General features: G+C 63.4%; 18 protein-coding genes. 13 read left to right on the top strand and 5 right to left on the bottom strand.

Features of this window, described 5'->3' with window-relative positions; translation table 11 throughout:
* Nucleotides 1-31: 31 nt before the first annotated feature.
* The gene (locus tag T336_RS0107815; protein WP_019703465.1) at nucleotides 32-535 is read right to left on the bottom strand and encodes a membrane protein; all 504 of its coding nucleotides are present in this window, start codon (nucleotides 533-535) and stop codon (nucleotides 32-34) included.
* On the bottom strand, nucleotides 532-1,041 hold the full coding sequence (def, locus tag T336_RS0107820; protein WP_019703464.1) for a peptide deformylase: 510 nt from the start codon (nucleotides 1,039-1,041) through the stop codon (nucleotides 532-534). The genes T336_RS0107815 and def overlap by 4 nt, the downstream gene beginning before the upstream one ends.
* Nucleotides 1,042-1,260: 219 nt before the next feature.
* Here def and T336_RS0107825 point away from each other — a divergent pair, with 219 nt between their 5' ends.
* On the top strand, nucleotides 1,261-2,475 hold the full coding sequence (locus T336_RS0107825; protein ID WP_026432121.1) for a LysM peptidoglycan-binding domain-containing protein: 1,215 nt from the start codon (nucleotides 1,261-1,263) through the stop codon (nucleotides 2,473-2,475).
* Between the two features lie 89 nt (nucleotides 2,476-2,564).
* Nucleotides 2,565-3,773, top strand: a complete 1,209-nt coding sequence (gene dprA / locus T336_RS0107830; protein WP_026432122.1) for a DNA-processing protein DprA — start codon at nucleotides 2,565-2,567, stop codon at nucleotides 3,771-3,773.
* Nucleotides 3,774-3,820: 47 nt separating this feature from the next.
* On the opposite strand, the gene argC is transcribed toward dprA, so the two are convergent.
* Nucleotides 3,821-4,753: an N-acetyl-gamma-glutamyl-phosphate reductase gene (gene argC, locus T336_RS0107835; protein WP_026432123.1), complete on the bottom strand. Its 933-nt coding sequence runs from the start codon at nucleotides 4,751-4,753 to the stop codon at nucleotides 3,821-3,823.
* Between the two features lie 170 nt (nucleotides 4,754-4,923).
* On the opposite strand from argC, the gene sucC reads away from it, so the two are divergent.
* The 10 genes from sucC (at nucleotide 4,924) to tfpZ (ending at nucleotide 15,017) form a co-directional block, all read left to right on the top strand.
* A complete protein-coding gene (gene sucC / locus T336_RS0107840; RefSeq protein WP_026432124.1) occupies nucleotides 4,924-6,084 on the top strand; it encodes an ADP-forming succinate--CoA ligase subunit beta in 1,161 nt (386 codons plus the stop codon).
* Between the two features lie 15 nt (nucleotides 6,085-6,099).
* Complete coding sequence (gene sucD, locus T336_RS0107845) at nucleotides 6,100-6,996, top strand: succinate--CoA ligase subunit alpha (RefSeq protein WP_011797684.1); 897 nt, start codon at nucleotides 6,100-6,102, stop codon at nucleotides 6,994-6,996.
* 167 nt (nucleotides 6,997-7,163) lie between these two features.
* A complete protein-coding gene (locus tag T336_RS0107850; protein WP_019703459.1) occupies nucleotides 7,164-7,850 on the top strand; it encodes a TerC family protein in 687 nt (228 codons plus the stop codon).
* Nucleotides 7,851-8,046: 196 nt separating this feature from the next.
* On the top strand, nucleotides 8,047-8,856 hold the full coding sequence (locus tag T336_RS0107860) for a Stp1/IreP family PP2C-type Ser/Thr phosphatase (RefSeq protein ID WP_026432125.1): 810 nt from the start codon (nucleotides 8,047-8,049) through the stop codon (nucleotides 8,854-8,856).
* Between the two features lie 91 nt (nucleotides 8,857-8,947).
* On the top strand, nucleotides 8,948-9,601 hold the full coding sequence (locus T336_RS0107865; RefSeq protein ID WP_026432126.1) for an FHA domain-containing protein: 654 nt from the start codon (nucleotides 8,948-8,950) through the stop codon (nucleotides 9,599-9,601).
* A 205-nt stretch (nucleotides 9,602-9,806) separates the two neighbouring features.
* Nucleotides 9,807-10,301 carry a pilin gene (locus T336_RS26010; protein WP_026432127.1) on the top strand — a complete coding sequence of 165 codons (495 nt, stop codon included), beginning with the start codon at nucleotides 9,807-9,809 and terminating at the stop codon, nucleotides 10,299-10,301.
* A gap of 70 nt (nucleotides 10,302-10,371) precedes the next feature.
* On the top strand, nucleotides 10,372-12,261 hold the full coding sequence (locus T336_RS26560; RefSeq protein ID WP_156957815.1) for a hypothetical protein: 1,890 nt from the start codon (nucleotides 10,372-10,374) through the stop codon (nucleotides 12,259-12,261).
* Nucleotides 12,261-12,689, top strand: coding sequence for a GtrA family protein (locus T336_RS0107875; RefSeq protein WP_026432128.1), 429 nt, complete (start codon nucleotides 12,261-12,263; stop codon nucleotides 12,687-12,689). Before T336_RS26560 ends, T336_RS0107875 begins: the two co-directional genes overlap by 1 nt.
* A 1-nt stretch (nucleotide 12,690) precedes the next feature.
* Nucleotides 12,691-14,238: an NAD(P)/FAD-dependent oxidoreductase gene (locus tag T336_RS0107880; RefSeq protein WP_026432129.1), complete on the top strand. Its 1,548-nt coding sequence runs from the start codon at nucleotides 12,691-12,693 to the stop codon at nucleotides 14,236-14,238.
* The gene (tfpZ, locus tag T336_RS26565; RefSeq protein ID WP_244883897.1) at nucleotides 14,235-15,017 is read left to right on the top strand and encodes a TfpX/TfpZ family type IV pilin accessory protein; all 783 of its coding nucleotides are present in this window, start codon (nucleotides 14,235-14,237) and stop codon (nucleotides 15,015-15,017) included. Before T336_RS0107880 ends, tfpZ begins: the two co-directional genes overlap by 4 nt.
* Nucleotides 15,018-15,058: 41 nt before the next feature.
* On the opposite strand, the gene moaC is transcribed toward tfpZ, so the two are convergent.
* Nucleotides 15,059-15,556 (bottom strand): cyclic pyranopterin monophosphate synthase MoaC, encoded by a 498-nt coding sequence (gene moaC, locus T336_RS0107885; RefSeq protein ID WP_026432130.1) that lies wholly within the window; start codon nucleotides 15,554-15,556, stop codon nucleotides 15,059-15,061.
* 123 nt (nucleotides 15,557-15,679) lie between these two features.
* On the opposite strand from moaC, the gene T336_RS0107890 reads away from it, so the two are divergent.
* Complete coding sequence (locus tag T336_RS0107890; RefSeq protein WP_026432131.1) at nucleotides 15,680-17,344, top strand: M48 family metalloprotease; 1,665 nt, start codon at nucleotides 15,680-15,682, stop codon at nucleotides 17,342-17,344.
* Here the strand turns inward: T336_RS0107890 and T336_RS0107895 are convergent.
* On the bottom strand, nucleotides 17,312-17,668 hold the full coding sequence (locus tag T336_RS0107895) for a phage holin family protein (RefSeq protein ID WP_013596954.1): 357 nt from the start codon (nucleotides 17,666-17,668) through the stop codon (nucleotides 17,312-17,314). The two genes, T336_RS0107890 and T336_RS0107895, sit on opposite strands and share 33 nt — an antisense overlap.
* Between the last annotated feature and the right edge of the window lie 7 nt (nucleotides 17,669-17,675).

Raw genomic sequence — 17,675 nt, forward strand, 5'->3', positions numbered from 1 at the left:
AAAAGACGCGCCCCGCAGGGGCGCCGGTCGGTCAGAAAGCGCGCCACTCGCGCGGATCGGGCTCGTCGGTGAACATCACCTTGCGCACCACGCCCTGGCGGTCGATGTGCACGTGCGCGAAGCGGCGCGTGTTGATGTCGTCGAGAAAACGGTAGGTCCAGATGTCGCCGTCGAAGCGGGCCACCTGCTCCACGCGCATCGGCGGGCCGAAGAAGCGGCGCACCTCCTCGACCGTCGTGCCGGTGGGAATGCCGGCGAGGTTCTGGAACGTGAGGACCTGCTCGCGGTGCACGAGGCGACCCTGCGCGTCGAAATCGAGGTGGAAGACCTGCCGCCCCATGGGCTGGGTGGTATAGACCATGCGCTCGCCGCCACCGGGCAGCGTCGAGGAAAAGTAGGGCTGGCCCAGTTCGCGCAGCACCTCGCCGCGCTGCGCACCCGGCCGCAGGAAGTCGGGCGACGCGCAGGCGGCCAGCAGCACGGCCAGGCAGGCCGCCGCGGCGCGGCGCCAGAACGTGGCCGTGCGGGCGGTCATGCCCGGGCACCCCGCTGCTGCTTGAGCATCTTGGTCTTGATGCGCGTGCGCTTGAGAGGGGAGAGGTATTCGACGAACACCTTGCCCAGCAGGTGGTCCATCTCGTGCTGGATGCAGATGGCCAGCAGGCCTTCGGCCTCGATGACGCGGGACTGCCCCTGCGCGTCGAGAGCCTGCACGCGCACGGCGGAGGAGCGCTCCACCCCGTCGTAGATGCCGGGGACGGACAGGCAGCCTTCCTCGCCGACCTGCTTGTCCTCGCTCGCCCAGAGGATCTCCGGATTGATCAGCACCAGGGGCGTGTCGCGGTCTTCGGACACGTCGATGGTGATGATCCGCTCGTGGACGTCCACCTGCGTGGCCGCCAGCCCGATGCCCTGCGCGTCGTACATGGTCTCGAGCATGTCGTCCAGCAGCGCACGCACGCGGTCGTCCACCACCTGGACGGGCTGGGCCACCTTGTGCAGGCGGGGATCGGGATAGCAGAGGATGGGAAGGAGGGCCATGGGACAACGGACGAAGATGTCGCTATTTTCGCCACTTTCGCGCTGCGCCGCTGGGGGCGGTGGCAATAATCATTGCCCGATCCGGGGCTTGAGGCCAGAATCCTTGATGATTTGTAACGTATCGGCCGGCAAGTTTTGTCACCAGCAAGACGGCCCGCTGCCAGCGAGGGGCGCTTAGCGATGTGTGCTGACAAGAGCAAGAGCAACGGGATCCAGAACATGAATGCATCCAACCGCCTGCGGGCACCGGCCCTGGGCGCGCTCGCGCTCGCCGCTGCGGCCATCGCGGCCCCGCTGGCCGGGCATGCGCAGAACTATCCCGTCACGGGCGGGCAGCGCGCCACGGCCCAGCAGGTGGCCTCGCGCGGCGTACCGCTCGCCGAACTGGCGCCCAATGCGCCCGACACCTACGTCGTCAAGCGCGGCGACACGCTCTGGGGCATCTCGGGCATGTACCTGCTGCGCCCCTGGCGCTGGCCCGAACTCTGGGGCATGAACCTGCAGGCCATCCCCAATCCGCACCTGATCTTCCCGGGCCAGACCCTCTACCTCGAGAAGGTGGACGGCTATGCGCGCCTGCGCACCGCCCGCGGCGGCTCGGACGGCGACCCGGAAACCGTCCGCGTCTCGCCCCGCACCCGCACGGACAGCCTCGCCGGCACGGCCCTGCCCACGCTGGCCCCGCACCTCATCGAGCCCTTCCTGGTCGAGCCGCTGGTGGTGGACGAGCTGACCTTGTCCCAGACCCCGCGCATCGTGGCCACGGTGGACGAGCGCGTGCTCATGGCCAACGGCGACCGCGCCTACGTGCGCGGCCCGGCAGGGCGTCCCCTGCGCCTCGACCCGGGCGTACCGCGCCAGTACCGCGTGTTCCGCAACGCCGTCCCGATGAAGGACCCCGAGACCGGCGAAATCCTGGGCTACGAGGCCCAGTACGTCGCCCGGGCGGACCTGGTGCGCGGCGAGGACACGGAAGAGACCCGCACGCCCGACGGCGGCACCCGCACGGACCCCGTCCCCGCCACCATCGACCTGTCCGGCGCGAAGGAAGAGATCCGTTTCGGCGACCGCCTGCTGCCCGCCCCGGAGCGCGGCTACACGAGCTACACGCCGCAGGCACCCCAGTTCCCGGTGGATGCGCGCGTCGTGTCCATCTACGGCAGCGCGGCCGTCGCCTACGCGGCGCAGAACCAGGTGGTCGCGATCAACCGCGGCACCCGGGACGGCATGCAGCCGGGCCTCGTGCTGACCGTGCTCACCAAGGGCGAGCGCATCCTGGACAAGACCGATCCGGACCGCAGCACCATCAAGCTGCCCAGCGAGGCCAATGGCACGGCCATGGTCTTCCGCACCTTCGACCGGGTCTCGTACGCGCTGCTCCTGCAGGTGCGCCAGGGCGTGCGCGTGGGCGACCGCCTCGTGAACCCACAGTAAGGGGCTGCTCCAGGCCCGGCACGGGCTTGGCGGGCCCGGCCAGCGGGCAAAGTAACGCGGCCGTGGCGCCGCGCCGCTATGCTCGCCGCATGCAACGCGACGAACTTTCCGCATGGCTGCGCCTCATGCTCACCCCCGGCGTGGGCCCGGGTACGGCGCGGCGGCTGCTGGCTGCCTTCGGCCTGCCGCAGCAGATCTTCCAGCAACCGGAGGGCGCCCTGGCGGCGCTCGCCACATCTGCGCAGGCGAAAGCGCTGTGCGCCGTCCCGCCGGGCCTTGCCGCGCTGGAGGACGCCACCTGGCAATGGCTCCACACGGCGGAGCCCGCAGGGGATGAGGGGGCGCCCGTGCGGCGCATCGTGTCGCTGGGCGATGCGGCCTACCCTGCGTCCCTGCTCGCCACCGAAGACCCTCCGCTGCTGCTGCACCTGCTCGGCGCCCCGCGCTGGCTGGACGGGGACGGCCCATCGCGCTGGCCGCTGGAGCGCTGCCTGGCGATCGTCGGCAGCCGCAATCCCACGGGCCAGGGCGCGGAGAACGCCCGCCAGTTCGGCCGGGCGCTGCGCGGCGCGGGCCTGTGCATCGTCTCGGGGCTGGCGCTCGGCATCGATGCCGCTGCGCACGAAGGCGCCCTGGAGGCGTGCCCGGCCCCGGACAGTGGCGCTTGCGTCCCCTGCACCATCGCCGTGGTCGGCACGGGGCTGGACCGCGTCTATCCGGCCCGCCACCGTGACCTGGCCCACCGCATCGCCCGCCAGGGCGTGGTGGTCAGCGAGTACCCGCTCGGCACGCCGCCCCTGGCCGCGAATTTCCCCCGGCGCAACCGCATCATCGCCGGGCTTTCGCAGGGAACGCTGGTGGTGGAGGCCGCCCTGGCCTCCGGCTCGCTCGTCACGGCGCGGCTGGCGTCGGAGCAGGGGCGCGAAGTGTTCGCCATCCCGGGTTCCATCCATGCGCCGCAGTCGCACGGCTGCCATGCGCTCATCCGCCAGGGCGCGAAGCTGGTGGAGTCCGCCCAGGACGTGCTGGAGGAGCTGCGCCTGCCTGCCGCGCCATCCTCGGCTTTGCTGCCGGCCGGCCCCGCAGGGGCGAGCAATGGTGAGCCGGGCCGGGCTGTTTCCGGCCCGCACGCCGACGTGCTGGAAGCGCTCGGATTCGACCCGATGGGCCTGGATGCCCTGGTGGCGCGCACGGGGCTGGATGCGTCCCGGCTGCAGGTGGCTTTGCTCGAGCTGGAACTGGAAGGGCAGGTCGCCCGGCTGCCGGGCGGGCTGTTCCAGCGCATGGCCCTGGCCTGAGTGTCGCCCCCGGATCGCCCGGGGGCACGGGGGTTGAACCTTACAGCTTACAGGTCCAGCATCAGCCGCAGGTTCTGCACGGCCGCGCCGCTCGCCCCCTTGCCGAGGTTGTCCAGGCGGGCGACGAGCACGGCATGCCGGTGGGTCTCGTTCGCGAACACGCGGATCTCCAGCATGTTGGTGTCGTTGAGCGCCAGCGGGTCGAGCTTGCCGTCCTCGGTGGGCGGCAAGACCCGGACCCACTGCTCCGGCGTGTTGCTGCGGGCGTAGTGCGCGGCCAGCGCCTCGTGCAGGTCGGCGCCCTTGGGCGCGCCCGGCAGCAGATCCAGGTGCAGGGGCAGCTGCACCAGCATGCCCTGCGCGAAATTGCCCACCGACGGCACGAAGATCGGCCGGCGCGTGAGGCCGGTGTACTTCATGATCTCTGGCAGGTGCTTGTGGGACAGGCCCAGTGCGTAGAGCTCGAACGGCGCGGCGTCGCCCTTCTCGTAGGCCTCGATCATGGTGCGGCCGCCGCCGGTGTAGCCGCTCACCGAAGGCAGCGCGACCGGGAAGTCGGCCGGCACCAGGCCGGCATCCAGCAGGGGGCGCAGCAGCGCGATGGCGCCGGTCGCATAGCAGCCAGGGTTGGCCACGCGCGTGGCGCCCGCCACGGCGTCGCGCTGCCCCTGCGCCAGTTCGGGAAAACCGAAGACCCAGCCCGGTGCCGTGCGGTGGGCCGTGCTGGCGTCGATCACCTTGATCGTGCGGCCCGTGGCGGCCTCGATGGAGTCCACCAGCGCCACCGTCTCGCGCGCCGCATCGTCGTGCAGGCACAGCACCACGAGGTCCACGCCAGCGATCAGGTCGCGCTTGGCCGCGGGGTCCTTGCGCAGTTCCGGCGCGATGCTCACGAGCTCCACCTGCGGCATGTCCTGCAGGCGCTCGCGGATCTGCAGTCCCGTGGTGCCGGCTTCGCCGTCGATGAAGATCTTGGCCATGGAGGTCTCCTGGAAAGGGAAGGCGCGGAAAGCCAGCAGGGTACGTGACTGCCGCAGGGGATGGTGCGTCGCAGCATGATACAGTCGCCGGCTGCCATGTCACCCGCCCGCGGCCAGACATCCGGTCATGGCAGACGGGTTACCACCATCCTTCCCCTGAGAGAGACCTCATGAAGATTCACGAATACCAAGGCAAGGAAATCTTGCGCAATTTTGGTGTGCCCGTTCCCCGCGGCATTCCCGCGTTCACGGTGCAGGAAGCCGTGGAAGCCGCCCAGAAGCTCGGCGGCCCCGTGTGGGTGGTCAAGGCCCAGATCCACGCCGGTGGCCGTGGCAAGGGCGGCGGCGTCAAGGTCGCCAAGAGCATCGACGACGTGAAGAAGCTCGCTGGCGACATCCTGGGCATGCAGCTCAAGACCCACCAGACCGGCCCCGAAGGCCAGAAGGTCCGCCGCCTCTACATCGAGGACGGCGCCGACATCAAGAACGAACTCTACGTCTCGCTGGTCACCGACCGCGCCACGCAGAAGGTCGCCCTGATCGCCTCCAGCGAAGGCGGCATGGACATCGAGGAAGTGGCCCACTCCACGCCCGAGAAGATCGTCACCGAGATGATCGACCCCATCGCCGGCATCACCACCGAGCAGAGCAAGAAGGTCGCGGCCGCCATCGGCCTGACCGGCGCCTCCGTCGACCAGGCCGTGGACATCTTCGCGAAGATCTACAAGTGCTACATGGAAACCGACGCGTCGCTGGTGGAAATCAATCCGCTGAACTGCGACTCCAAGGGCAACCTGATGGCCCTGGACGCGAAGTTCAACTTCGACGCCAACGCCCTGTTCCGCCATCCCGAGATCGTGGCCTACCGCGACCTGGACGAAGAAGATCCGGCCGAAGTGGAAGCCTCCAAGTTCGACCTGGCCTACATCAGCCTGGACGGCAACATCGGCTGCCTGGTGAACGGTGCCGGCCTGGCCATGGCCACCATGGACACCATCAAGCTGTTCGGCGGCGAGCCGGCCAACTTCCTGGACGTGGGCGGCGGCGCCACCCCCGAGAAGGTCACCGAAGCCTTCAAGATCATGCTGAAGAACCCCAAGGTCGAAGGCATCCTGGTCAACATCTTCGGCGGCATCATGAAGTGCGACACCATCGCCACCGGCGTCATCACCGCCTGCAAGGCCGTGAACCTGAACGTTCCGCTGGTCGTGCGCATGAAGGGCACCAACGAAGAGCTGGGCAAGAAGATGCTGGCCGAATCCGGCCTGCCCATCATCGCCGCAGACACCATGGCCGAAGCCGCGACGAAGATCGTCGCCGCCGTCAAGTAAGCCCGGAGAACACTCATGTCGATCTACATCAACAAAGACACCAAGGTCATCACCCAAGGCATCACGGGCAAGACGGGCCAGTTCCACACCGAGAAGTGCCAGGAATACGCGAACGGCAAGAACTGCTTCGTCGCGGGCGTGAACCCCAAGAAGGCCGGCGAGTCGATCTTCAACATCCCGATCTACGGCAGCGTCAAGGAAGCCGCGCAGCAGACCGGCGCCACCGTGTCGGTGATCTACGTGCCGCCCGCAGGCGCTGCCGCCGCGATCTGGGAAGCCGTCGAGGCCGACCTGGACATGGCCATCTGCATCACCGAAGGCATCCCCGTGCGCGACATGCTGGAAGTGCGCAACAAGATGAAGGCCAAGGAAGCCGCAGGCGGCAAGAAGACCCTGCTGCTGGGCCCCAACTGCCCCGGCCTGATCACGCCCGATGAGATCAAGATCGGCATCATGCCCGGCCACATCCACCGCAAGGGCCGCATCGGCGTGGTCTCGCGCTCCGGCACGCTGACCTATGAAGCCGTGGCCATGCTGACCGAAGTCGGCCTGGGCCAGTCGAGCGCCGTGGGCATCGGCGGCGACCCGATCAACGGCCTCAAGCACATCGACGTGATGAAGGCCTTCAACGACGATCCCGACACCGACGCCGTCATCATGATCGGTGAAATCGGCGGTCCGGACGAGGCCGAAGCCGCCCAATGGTGCAAGGCCAACATGAAGAAGCCCATCGTCGGCTTCATCGCCGGCGTCACCGCCCCTCCCGGCAAGCGCATGGGCCACGCCGGCGCGCTGATCTCCGGCGGCGCCGACACGGCCGATGCCAAGCTCGCCATCATGGAAGAGTGCGGCTTCGTCGTGACGCGCAACCCGTCCGAACTGGGCAAGCTGCTCAAGGCCCAGCTGAAGTGATGGCCTGGGTTCCGCTGCCCGGAAGGGCGGCGGACCGACCGGGGGCTAAGCAAAACTACGCACGCCAGTGCGTGGCTTCACCGTTACACTGAAAGTTCCCCAAAAAAGAAGCGCCCGAAACGCATGTTTCGGGCGCTTCTTGCATTCATAACAGTGGAGCACACGCAATGGAATTCCTGAATTCCGCCGACTTCTGGATCGGCCTGGTGAAGATCGTCTGGATCAACATCATCCTCTCGGGCGACAACGCCGTCGTCATCGCCCTGGCAGCCCGCTCGCTGCCGCCGCACCAGCAGAAGCAGGCCATTTTCTGGGGTTCCGGCGCTGCCGTGGTGCTGCGGATCGCGCTCACCGTGGTGGCCGCCAAGCTGCTCGAGCTGTCCTTCCTGCAGATCATCGGCGGCTGCCTGCTGCTGTGGATCGGCCTGCAGCTCATGACCGACGGCGACGACGAGGAGGAATCCAGCGGCGCCAACGCGGGCCTCATGGCGGCCGTGCGCACCATCCTCATCGCCGACCTGGTGATGAGCCTGGACAACGTCATCGCCGTGGCGGCAGCGGCCCACGGCAACATGGTCCTGCTCATCCTGGGCCTCGCCATCAGCATTCCGCTCGTGATCTTCGGCAGCACCCTCATGATCAAGCTCATGGAGCGCTTCCCCGTCATCGTGCTGCTGGGCGCCGGCCTGATCGGCTGGGTGGGCGGCGAAACCATCGCCAGCGATGCCTCGCTGCACGACTTCGCCGAGGCGCATCCGTCGCTCCACTACATCGCCGCCGCCCTGGGCGCGGCCTTCGTGGTCGGCGTGGGCAAGTTCATGCAACTGCGCTCCCAGCGCGGCGCCACGGCCTGATCCCGGCCCCCGGCGGGTGACCCGGCCCGCTCCCGGCCCCGGTGCCTCGTCTATGATGCGGCACGGAGTACATAGGGAAAAAGTATGGGGAAATGCATATGTCCGCAACGCAAGGGATGACGCCGGTGCCGGTGCGCTCCAGCCGCCAGGCGCGCGCGCGCCTGCTGCCGCCCATCCTCCTGGAGGCAATCCGGGCATGAGTGCATCGTCCCCGCTGGCGTACGAGTTCTGCGCCCTCACCGACCAGGGGCGCGTCCGCTCCAACAACGAAGACGCCGTGACGGTCGATGTAGCAGGCCAGGTGGCCGTGCTGGCCGACGGCATGGGCGGCTACAACGCGGGCGAGGTGGCCAGCCGCATGGCCACCGAGCTGATCCGGCAGGGCCTGGCCGAATGGCTGGCGGGCGCCGGGCGCGACGCTTCCCTGGCCGATCTCCGCCAGGCCATGGAAGCCTGCGTGGACTCCGCCAACCGTGCCATCTACGACGCATCGCATTCCAACGCGCAATATGCCGGCATGGGCACCACCGTCGTGGTCGCCGCCTTCCGCGAAGACCGGCTCGTGCTCGGGCACATCGGCGACTCGCGCTGCTACCGTTTGCGCGACGGCGACCTGCAGCAGATCACGCGGGACCATTCCTGGCTGCAGGAACAGATCGACGCCGGGTTGCTCACGCCCGAGGAGGCCGCGCTGTCGGGTTTCCGCAACCTCGTGACCCGGGCGATGGGCGTCGAATCCACGGCGGCGCTGGAGGTCAATGAGTTCCAGGTGCAGCCCGACGATCTCTTCATCCTGTGCTCGGACGGGCTCACGGACATGCTCGACGACGAGGAACTGCGGGCCCTGGCCGCCTCCTCCGACCCGCTGGCCGAGCGGGCGGCGCGCATGATCGAGGCCGCCAACGAGCGCGGCGGACGCGACAATATCAGCGTCCTGCTGGTGAGGGCCGGCGCCGGCGAGAAGAAGCGCGGCCTGGTGTCACGATTGTTGCTACGTACCGATTGAGAACCCGGTTCGCCGCCATCCGCGCGGCGTGGACCGGACACCAGCGCAGTCATCCACCAGCTAGCCCAGACAGACAGACGAGGAACGGTTCATGCCCAAAATGATCGTGTCGATCGACGGAGTGGTCATCAAGGAAGTGGCGCTCACCAAGGAGCGTACGACGCTGGGGCGCCGCCCCTACAACGACATCGTCATCGACAACCTGGCCGTCAGCGGCGAGCATGCCGTGCTCCACATGGCCGGCGACGCGGTGGAGATCGAAGACATCGGCAGCACCAACGGCACCTATGTGAACGGCCAGCCCGTCAAGCGCCAGCCGCTGCGCAACGGCGACCTGGTCGAAGTGGGCAAGTACAAGATCCGCTTCCTGGGCGACGGCGCCGGCGAGAACTACGAAAAGACCATGGTCTTCACCCCCGGCATGCTGCCCCCGCGCGTGGCCGCATCGCGCCCCGCCCCGCTGCCGCCCCCGGCCAGCGTGCCGCTCAATGCCGCCATCCGCGTCATGTCCGGCGCCGCCACCGGCCGCGAGGTGGACCTGGTCAAGGTCGTCACCACCATCGGCAAGCCCGGCGTGGCCGTGGCCTCCATCACCAAGCGCCACCACGGCTTCGTCCTGGCCCATGTGGAAGGCGCCGAGCCTCCGCGCCTCAACGGCCAGCCGATCACTGCCGAGCCGGTGCTGCTCAAGGACGGCGATCGCCTGGGGCTGGCGGGGACGGAGATGGAGTTCCGGCAGCGGTGATGGGGTGGGCGGCGAGTACGTCTCGTAGTGCCTGCAACGGTTGCTGACAGAGATGGGTGACGAAATTGTCACCTTGGGCACAGGCGAAGACATTGCCGGAAGGGCGAAGGGCCAAGCCCTGTTGGCATGCAACCTGCTTTGAAGGAGCCAGCCTGCGAAATCCTTCGGCAGGTTGACATTGCAACTGTTCCTCCGGGAGAGATTTATGAAGCGTACTGTTCAGCAAGGTTTCACCTTGATCGAACTGATGATCGTGGTGGCGATCATTGGTATTTTGGCTGCCGTGGCCCTGCCGGCTTATCAGGACTACACCGTTCGTGCCCGCGTGTCCGAAGTCATCCTGGCCGCCTCTAGCTGCCGTACGACGGTGACGGATACGGTGCAGAACGCGCCTGGCTCCAATGTGTCTTCGGCACTGAACAACGGTTGCAGCATCACGCCTACCAAGTTCGTTGCCTCTGGCACTGTTGATTCGAGTGGTATTATTACCGTGGTTGGTAATGAAGGCACTCTCAAGGGTGATGTGAAGTCCAACGCCAACAGCATTATTTTGAAGCCCTATATTGGGGTTGGTTCGGCTGCTGCAGCCCTGGACAGTGCTAACGACGGTGGGAAAACCATCACGGAATGGCGTTGCGGTCCCGCTACGACGAACCCTATGCCTCTCAAGTATCTGCCTGGATCTTGCAAGGCCGCATGATTCAGTGAATAGCTGAATTGGAAAAGAGGGAGCTACGCTCCCTCTTTTTTTGTTCTTCTGAGAGGGTGTGGTGGAAATCTTCAACAAAGAAAATCGCCGATGCACCGGCATCATTGCAGCGGCTTTTTTGTTCTTATTTCTGACGTTATTTCTGCGCCCCTATGACGGAGTGCGGCACGATTCGATCCTGTACTTTGGCCAATCTATCAGGATATTGATTCCTTCGGAACTGGATCGCGATCTTTTCTTTGCTCATGGGTCGCAGTCTCAGTACACGATTTTTCCGCAGATGCTCGCCAAGCTGTTGGAAAATTTTCAACCTGGTGCTGTGTCCATGGCAGGGCTGTTGCTCGCATTTGGACTCTTTTTGCTCGCCAATGCTCTCTTTTCCAATATCGCAGTCCCAAAGAGACTGGTGGTTTTTTCCATCGCCTGTGTTTTGATTTGGCCGTCCGGATACGGCGGTTTTGGGGTGTTCCGTTTTCAGGAACCCTATCTCACCGGGCGAAGCTTTTCCGAGCCTCTGGTAATCTTGGCACTGGCTCTGCTGCTTTCGAAAAAGCCATGGCTGGCCTTGATGATGCTGGCATGCGCCGCGTTAATTCATCCACTGCAGGTGCTTCCTGGAATGATCGTCTGGTGGGCATGGCAAGCGTCTGAAAATAGGAAATGGTTCTTGCTGCCCCTCCTGGCTGCGCTAGCTCTTCTGATTCTGAGTGCACTGAATATCCCTCCTGCCAATAATCTGTTCATACGTTATGATCAGGAATGGCTTGATGCTATTTCTGAGCCCAATAAGCATGTATACATGCTGGAATGGCCCTTGCAATCCTGGCTCTGGCTCATTATCGATTGTTTCATTTTGCTTGCAGCTATGCCTTGGCTCAATGGAAAAGCCAAGCGCTATGTCAAGGTACTTCTATATGTGTCGCTGGCTTGCTTCGCGGTCAGCATCCTCTTTGTTGATATTTGCCAGTTCGTGTGGGCGGCTGGAGTCCAGTTATGGAGAATCCACTGGATTCTGCATTGGTCGGCGATGATTTTTGCACCAACCGTCGTATATGGACTTTACACGAGGCGCCTTCATGCAAAACTTGTTCTTTTCGCAGCTGTCATGCTTGCTGCGGCGCCCTATGGAGCATTTGCTTCTGTGTACGCGGCTATTTTTCTGATGCCTCTATATTTTTTCTGGGATAATATAAAGGGAAGTATAGGCTTAAATTATGTGCGCCTGCTTTATGCCGGAATTACCGTGGCTTTGTTTGGCACCTATCTGCGCTATCTCTGGTATTTGCTCAAGGTGAGCGATTACGGCTGGTCGGGCGCTCAATGGGCAAACCTTCTGCTGGGCGTCTCACATCCTATTGTGCTGACGCCTATTGTTCTGCTCGGAATATGGTGTTGGAGAAATTATGAGCGTGTCAGGGTATATCTGCTGTGTGGCTTGGCTGTCGGCTTTGTATTGAGCGCGGCCTATTGGGATAGGCGAACGGAGCGGATGCGGTTGATTGAAAGCAGTCCACCCACAGATAGTGTTTTCGGTTATCCCATTGAAGCCGGAGCCTCGGTATTTTGGTACGGAGATCTGCTTTCACCCTGGATGCTATTGAAAAGATCCAGCTATTGGAGCGATCTGCAGCAGGCGGGCCTGCTTTTCAATCGAGGGACTGCCATCGAGGCTCAGCGTAGGGCCTTGCTGTTGGAGCCCTTTCTCTTCCAGGCAGAGTTCTGCCAGCTGATGGACAGACTTAATAATAAGCATGACAGTTGTCAGATCGATATCGATTCATTAAAGGGGCCTTGCCATGACAGTCATGCGAGTCTGAACTACCTTGTGTTGCCGCAACGCCTTTCTGTTGCGCCTCTCGGAAAAATTTTTCTGTCCGACGGCCCGGAAAAATTTGGAAAACAGATAGAGTACGGGCGGCACTATTATTTGTATTCTTGCAAGGACATCTGATGCTGAGAGTCTTGAGTTCTTGGGGGCACCTGGAAAGGTTCCGTGACAAGCAGGTGCAACAATTCTTGGCATATTTCCTGGTTGCCGTTGTCGCGCTGCTCGTTGATTTCTGCTTGCTGGAAATTATGGTCCGTGTTTTCGGGCTTTTCGTGACATGGGCTGCCGTCCCTGCCTTTGTCGGCGGAGCCTTCGTCAACTACTGGTTGAGCATCAGGTTCGTCTTTGCCGAACGAAGGCTGAAAGAGCGGGGAATGCTGGAGTTCGGCCTGTTCATGCTGATAGGGGTGTTAGGTCTTGCTGTCACCCAGATGGTTCTTTATGTTGGTGTCGCAATCTTGGCCGGCAACATGGAAGTGGTGAAGGTAATCGCTGCTGGCGCAACGTTCGTGTCCAATTTCCTTATAAGAAAACTTGCATTGTTCTCCTGAAATGAAAAAAAAGATCATCATCATCGGTGCAGGGCCTGCGGGTTTGACGGCTGCGCGTGAACTGCAGGAGGCAGGTGAGCGGGACATAACCATTTTCGAGGCCGACGATTGCGTTGGCGGAATTTCCCGCACTGCAAACCATAATGGGAATCGAATCGACATTGGAGGGCACCGTTTTTTCTCGAAATCTGAATGGGTAATGAGCTGGTGGCAACAGTACCTGCCTGTCGATTCCCATGGCGCCGAGAGTGAAGGGCGTCTCTTCAAATACCAGGGGCAAGAAATGAGGGCGCCTGCCTCGATGGCTGGTGAAGTAAATGACAAAGACTCTGTGATGCTGGTGCGGGAGCGATTGTCAAGAATATATTTCAATAAACAGTTCTTTGATTATCCACTGAAAATAAATGCAGGCAGTCTCAGAAAGCTGGGTATCGCCAAAGTGGCCACATTTGGAGTCGGCTATATCGGTGCCAGGGTGCGGCCTGTGACCCCTGAGAGATCGTTGGAAGACTTTCTGATCAATCGCTTCGGAAGGCCGCTTTATCACCAGTTCTTCAAGGAGTACACCGAAAAGGTTTGGGGGGTGCCATGCAGCGAGATCAGTGCCGATTGGGGTGCTCAACGCATCAAGAGCCTTTCGATCGTGAAAGCCGTAGTGCATGCATTGAAAAAATCTCTGGGAGTGAAACAGGGCAATGCGGAGCAAACCTCACTGATCGAGAGCTTTATCTATCCTAAATACGGTCCTGGGCAGATGTGGGAGACCGTCGCCAAGCGCTTTGAAAGCGATGGAGGCGTATTGCGGATGAAGGTGAAGGTCGTTGGGGTGAAGATCGAAGATGCACGTGTTGCATCCGTGACCGTGAGGGATTCCGAAGGTCACGAGGAAATTCATGAGTGCACTCATGTCATTTCCACGATGCCGATCAAGGAATTGGTTGCCGCTTCCGGAGACAGATGGGGCGGCAAGGAACGGGGAATTGCGGAAAAGCTTCAATATAGGGATTTCTTCACTGTGGGACTCTTGTATCATCGGAAGGATTTGAGGGAGGAGCTGCGGGACAATTGGATATATATCCAAGAACCGGGAGTGAACGTGGGGAGAGTGCAGATCTTCAACAACTGGAGTCCTTATATGGTAAGTGACCCGGAAACAGTCTGGCTCGGGCTTGAGTTCTTCTGCAAGGAAGAAGACGATATCTGGAAGAAGCCCGATGCTGAACTCAAGCAACTGGCTCAAATGGAGATCAAGAAAATCGCTCTCGTGAATTCGGATTCAGCTCTGGATGCCGTTGTGCTGCGGGTGCCGAAGGCGTATCCCGGATATTTTGGAGAAGCTTACAAGCAGTTCGATAGCCTGAGGGAGTCATTGGACGGAATCGAGAATATGTTCCTTGTCGGCAGAAATGGAATGCACCGATACAATAATCAAGATCATTCCATGTTGACGGCCAAGGAAGCGGCTCGGCAGATCGTTGCAGGGGTGGTGGAGAAGGAAAAAATATGGGCGATTAATGTCGATGATGAATACCACGAGGAAAAGACTTGAGCCTGCGGGGGCAGATCATGAAAGCAGCTCATTCTCGTTTCAGGGCCTTTGGAATTCACTTGGCGTGCAGTCTGGTCGTAGTGATTTTCGCATGGTTGCTTGTGGGGGTGTGGTATCCGCGCCCATACATCGATATTCTTGGTGGCGGACAAATATTCCTGGTGCTGATGCTTGTGGACTTTGTGGCTGGTCCTTGCCTGACGTTTTTAGTTTTCAATGAAAAAAAATCGCGACGAGAGCTATCCGTCGATATTTCTGTTATTGCACTGCTGCAGGCTGCCGCACTCTCTTTCGGAGTCTGGACCATGTACACGGCACGGCCGGTTTACCTGGTTTTCGAGTACAGCCGAATGGCGGTGGTCACTGCTGCCGACGTCAAGGAGTCAGACCTGCAAAGTGCGCCCGAAAGCTTCAGAAAACTTCCTTCGGACGGCCCTCGAGTGATTTCCTTGCGAACTTTCAAGAATCCCGCTGAGGAATACGATTCGGTGGTTCGCGCCATGGCCGGACAACCTCAAGCTGCTCAGCCCAACCTGTGGCAACCATACGGATCTGCCCGTACAGAAATTCTCAAGGCAGCCCTCCCTTTGAAAGACCTCATGGCACGCAAGGGTGGCGTGCAGCAACTTTCCGATGCGCTGGCAGCGACGGGGTTGCCTGCAGATAAGGTGAAGTATTTGCCTCTACAGGGCCGGGAACGAAGCTGGACCGTGTTGCTGGACGGTTCAAGCGGAGAGCCGATGGGTTTTGCACCCGTCGACTCTTTTCAAGCGAATTGAGTGCATATTTCGCATATGGGCCAGCGCGCTTTTGCTCTGCATTAGTCGATCCTATCTGCCACGAAACTCCCGCTCTTCCCCCCGTGCTTTTCCATCACCCGCACATCCTGCATCACCATCCCTCGATCCACAGCCTTGCACATGTCGTAGATCGTGAGCAACGCCACCTGCACGGCCGTCAGGGCTTCCATTTCCACCCCGGTGGGTCCGACGGTTTCCACGGTCGCGGTGCAGCGCACGCATGAGGCGTCGGCATCGAGTTGAAAATCCACAGCCACCCGCGTGAGCGCGAGCGGGTGGCACAGCGGAATCAGGTCGCTGGTCTTCTTCGCGGCCTGGATGCCGGCGATGCGGGCGATGCCCAGCACGTCCCCTTTGCCGGCGGTGCCCGAGGCGATGAGCGCCAGGGTGGCGGGTTGCATGGTGATGTGCCCGCTTGCCACGGCAATGCGCCGGGTATTGGGCTTGTCGCCCACGTCCACCATGTGGGCCTGGCCGCCGGCGTCGAAATGGGTGAGGTGGGGCGAACGGGAGGTCATGGGAAGAGGCCCTTTGCGGGAATAGGTAACGGGGTGGCACCATCGGCGCGCCGGGGCATCATACGGTCCATGCGCGCATCCAAAAGGCCCCGCCAGGGGGTTGTCACGAGGAGGGTTGCTCCCATGGGTTCCACACCCGCATCGCAAGGTTTTCCGGCGGCTGCTGTCCTGCGCCGCTCGGCGGTGGCCTGGGCCATCGCCGCAACGCAGTGCCTCCTGCCCCTGCCCGGCTGGGCCCAGGGCCCCCTGCCCACGCTGGGCGACGGCTCCGACATGACGACCAGCCAGGAACGGCGCCTGGGCGACCGCATCATCCGCGAGCTCTACCGCGATCCGGATTACATCGACGATGCGGTGCTCAACGAGTACGTGCTGGGCATTTTCCTGCCGTTGGTGAAGGCGGCGCGGGAGCGGGGCGAACTGCCGCCCGAGCTGGACGAGCGCTTCGCCTGGGAGATCCTGCTGGGGCGGGACCGGACGGTGAATGCCTTTGCCCTGCCGGGGGGCTATTTCGGGATGCACCTGGGCCTGATCGGCGTGGTGTCCACGCGCGATGAACTGGCCTCGGTGATGGCGCACGAGCTGAGCCATGTCACGCAGCGGCACATCTCGCGGCTGATCACGCAGCAGAGCCGGCAGGGGCCGCTGATGCTGGGGGCGATGGTGCTGGGCATGCTGGCCGCCACGAAGAACCCGAGCGCGGGGCAGGCCATGCTGGTCGGCGGGCAGGCGCTGGCCGCGCAGACCCAGCTCAATTTCTCGCGCGACATGGAGCGGGAGGCCGACCGCGTCGGCTATGGCCTGATGGCACCGGCCGGCTTCGCGCCGCAGGGTTTCGTGTCGATGTTCGACAAGCTGCAGCAGGCCAATCGCATCAACGACAACGGCAGCTGGCCCTACCTGCGCAGCCACCCGCTCACCACGCAGCGGATCGCGGACCTGCATGCGCGCATTCCCCCGGCCGTGGCCCAGTCGCCCGCGCCCGGCCCGACCCTGGAGCACGCCATGATGGCCGCCCGGGCGCGGGTGCTGTCCCGGCCCGGCATCGATGTCTGGCGGCAGTGGGTGAACGAGCCGCAGGCAGGCGGCTTCGGCGCGCAGCCATTGCCGCGGCGGGTGGGCGCCTGGTATGCGGCTTCGCTCAGTGCGCTGCAGCTGCAGGACATGGCGGCGGCGCGGGCCGCGCAGCGATCGCTGCTGGAGGCCGCGCGGGGCGATGCCGCGGGCACGCGCCAGGCCCATCTGCTGGGCGCGGAAATCGAACTGGCCGGAGGGCAGGCGGACGCGGCGCTGGAGCAACTGGCCCTCATCCCGGCCGCGGGCCCGCAGGCAGGTGCAACGGCGTCCGGGAGCGGTGCTGCGCTGACACTGGAATCCGTGACCAGCCCGGGCCAGGGGGCGTCCGCTTCGGCGTCCGGCGGGGTGGGGCGCCCGGAGATGATCCTGCGCACGCAGGCGCTGCTGCGGCAGACCCGTGCGGCGCCGATGACCGGCACGCTGCAGACCTGGGTGACGAACCATCCGCGCGATGCGTCGGTGTGGTACTTGCTCGCCGCGGTGTGGCAGCAGCAGGGCCAGCCGCTGCGGGCGGTGCGGGCGGAGGCGGAGGCGCACGTGGCGCGGTACGACTATGCGGCGGCGGTGGACCGCTTCAAGGCCGGCCAGGACATGGCGCGCAAGACCGGAAGCCGCGGCGGGGATGCCGCGGAGTACATCGAGGCCTCGATCATCGAGACGCGCCTGCGCGCGACCGAATCACTTCTTAAGGAACAGGCCGCCGAGCGCTGATTCGATGAGCATGCCCAGCACGGTGTAGATGAGCGAGCCGATGAGCGCCGCGCCGAAACCGTGCACCTGGAAGCTGTCGCCCAGCACGGACGCTGCCGCCCAGAACATCAGCGCGTTGATGACGAAGAGGAAGAGGCCCAGCGTGACGATGGTCACCGGCAGGGTGAGCACCACGAGCACGGGCCGCAGCACCACGTTGAACAGCCCGATGACGAAGGCCGCGACCATCGCGGAGCCGAAGCTGCGCACCTCGACACCGCCGTACAGGTAGGTCACGCACAGCAGCGCGGCGGCGCTGAGCAGCCATTTCAGGAGGAGTTTCATGGCGCAG

Origin of the sequence: Paracidovorax oryzae ATCC 19882 (assembly GCF_000687165.1) — a bacterium.
GTDB lineage: Bacteria > Pseudomonadota > Gammaproteobacteria > Burkholderiales > Burkholderiaceae_C > Paracidovorax > Paracidovorax oryzae.

Coding starts and splice junctions, on each gene's coding strand:
- T336_RS0107815 (WP_019703465.1), bottom strand. CDS start 535: ATGACCGCCCGCACGGCCACGTTCTGGCGCCGCGCCGCGGCGGCCTGC.
- def (WP_019703464.1), bottom strand. CDS start 1,041: ATGGCCCTCCTTCCCATCCTCTGCTATCCCGATCCCCGCCTGCACAAG.
- T336_RS0107825 (WP_026432121.1), top strand. CDS start 1,261: ATGAATGCATCCAACCGCCTGCGGGCACCGGCCCTGGGCGCGCTCGCG.
- dprA (WP_026432122.1), top strand. CDS start 2,565: ATGCAACGCGACGAACTTTCCGCATGGCTGCGCCTCATGCTCACCCCC.
- argC (WP_026432123.1), bottom strand. CDS start 4,753: ATGGCCAAGATCTTCATCGACGGCGAAGCCGGCACCACGGGACTGCAG.
- sucC (WP_026432124.1), top strand. CDS start 4,924: ATGAAGATTCACGAATACCAAGGCAAGGAAATCTTGCGCAATTTTGGT.
- sucD (WP_011797684.1), top strand. CDS start 6,100: ATGTCGATCTACATCAACAAAGACACCAAGGTCATCACCCAAGGCATC.
- T336_RS0107850 (WP_019703459.1), top strand. CDS start 7,164: ATGGAATTCCTGAATTCCGCCGACTTCTGGATCGGCCTGGTGAAGATC.
- T336_RS0107860 (WP_026432125.1), top strand. CDS start 8,047: ATGAGTGCATCGTCCCCGCTGGCGTACGAGTTCTGCGCCCTCACCGAC.
- T336_RS0107865 (WP_026432126.1), top strand. CDS start 8,948: ATGCCCAAAATGATCGTGTCGATCGACGGAGTGGTCATCAAGGAAGTG.
- T336_RS26010 (WP_026432127.1), top strand. CDS start 9,807: ATGAAGCGTACTGTTCAGCAAGGTTTCACCTTGATCGAACTGATGATC.
- T336_RS0107875 (WP_026432128.1), top strand. CDS start 12,261: ATGCTGAGAGTCTTGAGTTCTTGGGGGCACCTGGAAAGGTTCCGTGAC.
- T336_RS0107880 (WP_026432129.1), top strand. CDS start 12,691: ATGAAAAAAAAGATCATCATCATCGGTGCAGGGCCTGCGGGTTTGACG.
- moaC (WP_026432130.1), bottom strand. CDS start 15,556: ATGACCTCCCGTTCGCCCCACCTCACCCATTTCGACGCCGGCGGCCAG.
- T336_RS0107890 (WP_026432131.1), top strand. CDS start 15,680: ATGGGTTCCACACCCGCATCGCAAGGTTTTCCGGCGGCTGCTGTCCTG.
- T336_RS0107895 (WP_013596954.1), bottom strand. CDS start 17,668: ATGAAACTCCTCCTGAAATGGCTGCTCAGCGCCGCCGCGCTGCTGTGC.